We start from the raw sequence: 3,625 nt of genomic DNA, 5'->3' as shown, positions 1-3,625 counted from the left end.
TCGCATGCACATGAATGACGAACATCGGAAAGCCGTATGAGGGAAAACCTCACGTACGGTTTGATGAGGAGGGGCTGAAATTATTCAGTCCCTTACTCTAGTTGAAGTAACTGGCAGGATAGTTAATCGTTCTGCCGAATGGATATAAAACATGAATATTTTAAATGGGGGAGCCATGACTAAAATAAATTTTCTGGAGACAAGATTAGCTAGCAGATATGGTGAAGATGGTTCAGAAGAAAATAACAATACGGTATTTGCTGACATAATCGTTGATTCGGTGTCCGTATATCAAAGGCTGAAAGAGTACGACTTTGTGCCGGCTTTTGGTTGGGGGAATGATGAACATCAACAGCTTATAACGGATTACTTTTTATTTAAATATCCCTTTGAATTCAAATATCATAGGTATCCAATATTGATTTGTTCAGAGTGCGGTGATTTGGAATGCGGTTATATCTCTGTAGCTATTGATAAAGAAGCAGATATAGTTGAGTGGAGTAATTTTTACTTAGAACTTAGTAATCAACCTCTTGATTTAGGCCCATTCTACTTTCATTGGGATAACTATAAGTTAGCAATAGAGAAAGCTTATGAAATGGGTCGATTACGCTAACGGGTACGATAGCATAATGCCGAAGGGCTGCCGCGCGGCAGTCCTTCACTACGTAACAGGAGGTTTATTGAGTAACTGGCCGAATAAGAGAAACAAGTGTGAAGTGTTAATTATTGGGGGGACATAAGTGAATACAGAACAATATTTAATGAATTAATCGGACTTTTGAATCAATTTGATCATGGAGAGGAATTTGCTTTTTACAACTATGGTCCCGACACAATTAGTCGAATTGGTTTTGCAACAAATATTACTCCTGAACTTCCAGGCTGCCGGTAAATTTATCCGGCAGCCTTGTTTTGCTATTAGGCAGTAGGAGGAGCGGCCGCTACCTGGAGTCGGACAACAGAAGACGGAGTCGATGCATTTATTTTTGCACTCTCGGTTAGCCAACCGGGACAACACCAACAACGGGAAAAGTCCCGAGGAACGAGCTCTTATCCAGCATCATCCCGATGAAGTAGAACCACGATCATCGCTGATTCCTTTCGCTATGATTGCAGGCTCTTTTTGCAGTGACCGGCCCGTCTAGTCCTTGGGTCTAGCCATATTACGACTAATGTCTAGGCTAATGTCTGGACTTGAGCAAGATCTCGCTTCAACGACCACGCAGTACAATAAAGATATCAAAGACGAACGATACAAAAAAGGGAGGACATGATGGTTGTTGAGGGGACGAAGCGCAACATTGAAAAAACCAAGTCGTCAGTAAAGTTTTTTGAAGGAGAGAAATGGTTAGTACTTACCGGGTTACTCGGTTTTCTGCTTGCGGGGATATGTGCAGTATGGGTATTGATGTATGGAGGACCTGTATCGCCTGACGGGAATGTCTCCAACGCATTCTCTTTTAATGCGGCGCTGGGAATATTTCTACTGTCAACGGCGGCGATCGCTCCGTTTTCCGCAATGGGTATGAAAGGCAGAGCATTCTTCCGATGGTCTTATATCCTACTTGCTCTTTATTCCTACTTTGCGGAAACCATGCAAAATTTTCGCGGCGTCAACCCGAGGTTTGTGAAGAGCGGCATGCCCTTTGACAACATGGTCGGTGATATTTTTACCTTTGTAGCTTTGTTTCTGATTCTGTGCTACCTGTTCTTAGCCATTCAATATTTCCGCAAAAAAGCATACATGCGCCGCCCAGCGCTGATTGTAGGTATCCGGTATGCAATGATCGCAGTGATGTTCTCATTTATGGCTGGTATTTGGATTTCTGTCAACAACGGCCGAATCGTCGGCGTAGACGGGAATATTATTGTTCTGCACGGCCTTGGTTTCCATGCTTTGCAAGCTTTGCCGTTTGTCGCTTGGCTGTCTGACCGCAATTCATTTACTGCAAATGCTCGCAGCAAATGGACTCATTTAGCAGGTATTGCCTATTTACTCGCTTTAATCGCAATTGGCTGGCAGACATATCTTGGCCGCAGCCTCTTTGAATGGTCTGCACTCTCGCTTCTCATCTACGGTTGTTTCCTCATCTCGTTAGCGGCAGGGGTGCAAGTGCTGCTGCGTAAACCGTCATGGGGCACAATAATGGAGTAGCATGCCACATGTGTGAAAAGTCCAACGATTTGAGCAAACCAGCTGCCGTTGATGAACTTGAACAAATATCCGAGCAGAGATTGGACGACACATTGCAGGTGCTGCAGCAGGTGTGACACGGGGACAATCGCTGGCTATGCGATGCATATGGTTCCGGAATCACGCTGGGCCTTGCCTGTTGCGATGATTGAAACACTTATCGAATTGGCCCCTGGTATTCCTTCAGCAACATTGCTTGGTGGCAGTGGGATGGCGTTTCCGATATCGGAAACGTTTCAGCGCTCTCCCTATTGTTTATCATCTGGATAATTTTTAAACTAGTTCGAATTTGAGCGCTTCCCCGGAACCGGTTTTCAAGCGCAAAAAAACCGCTGAAAATGGGAACGTACGACTACTGCAAGCTCGGTTACAGCTTGCCGCTCTTGAGCAGAAGAATCAAATTCTCCGCCGCCAGTCCTGCCTGGGCCTCGATGTCAGATCTGTTCGCCTCGCGCAAGCCAAGAAACACGTCATCGAACAAATCGGCGCGCAGCAAGGCGAAGAATATTCCCGCAGCGCGCTGCTTGTCGTTGATTTCCCAGCCCTCGGCAGTCATCCAGCGATCGAGGTAGCGCACGAAGATAGCGTTTCGGCTCTGAATGACCTCTTTCCGGTATCTTCTTCCAATCTCGGGAAACCGGAACGAATCCTGGCTGACAACGCGGTACAGCGCCAATTGCGTCCTCGACAGCGCATGGGAGAGGTACTTAACGCCGGCCTTTGCAAGCGCAAGATGCGGGGGCTTGGAGAGCCAATCCTCTGTTTGCGGCCATTGCTGATCCTCCGCCGCGGAGTTCCCATCTTCCAGATCGTTCATGCCGCATGCGACTTTGATCACCGTGCTGAACAGATCATCCTTATTGTGTCTACAACTTTATTTTCGCGGTCTAATACTTTATTTTCACAGAACCGTATGATGTATGAATCGCTATCGGGAGGAGTCTGTCGATTCCACGTGGAAGCCCTTCGCTAAGCTAACGGTCAGGCTATCAAAGACATATAATACAACTCCACCAATCATTGATTACATCCCCGACCAGGTGTCTAATGGAATTTTATCCAAATGATGGTCGCAACATGTTTTCTGGATTGCTATACTGGAGATCAATCGGTCTAAAGAGCTTCTTCTGGAGTCTGTGACAGGAAAGAAGGAGATATATGCCCCGTTACCCTGATGTTCGTTCATCATCCATCCATCGGAGAGGATTCTGGCTAGCGCCATTCCGCTTGGATACATGGAAGCGTACGCTTTACGGTATTCTTTGCTTCCCCGTTAGTGCTCTATGGTTCGCGTTTACCATACCCGGATTAATTGCGAGTTCGGCTCTCATGATTACCTTTATACTTGGTATCTTACTGTTCATATTTTTCTTTGGTATCGCGCGGACTGCTGGCAGGTTCGAGCGAGCACGGGCGCGCTGGTTCTTA

3 protein-coding genes are annotated in these 3,625 nt (G+C 46.3%); 2 read left to right on the top strand and 1 reads right to left on the bottom strand.

Annotated elements, in window-relative coordinates; all coding sequences use genetic code 11:
• Positions 1-151 precede the first annotated feature (151 nt).
• Positions 152-616, top strand: a complete 465-nt coding sequence (locus AC0YNV_RS40515; protein WP_475773106.1) for an oxidoreductase — start codon at positions 152-154, stop codon at positions 614-616.
• Between the two features lie 657 nt (positions 617-1,273).
• On the top strand, positions 1,274-2,158 hold the full coding sequence (locus AC0YNV_RS40510) for a hypothetical protein (RefSeq protein ID WP_475773105.1): 885 nt from the start codon (positions 1,274-1,276) through the stop codon (positions 2,156-2,158).
• Positions 2,159-2,564: 406 nt separating this feature from the next.
• Here AC0YNV_RS40510 and AC0YNV_RS40505 read toward each other — a convergent pair whose 3' ends face one another.
• Positions 2,565-3,035, bottom strand: a complete 471-nt coding sequence (locus AC0YNV_RS40505) for a TetR/AcrR family transcriptional regulator C-terminal domain-containing protein (RefSeq protein WP_475773104.1) — start codon at positions 3,033-3,035, stop codon at positions 2,565-2,567.
• Positions 3,036-3,625 lie beyond the last annotated feature (590 nt).

The organism is Paenibacillus sp. JT31N11, from assembly GCF_056269285.1.
This window is presented reverse-complemented; position numbering and strand designations above follow the sequence as displayed.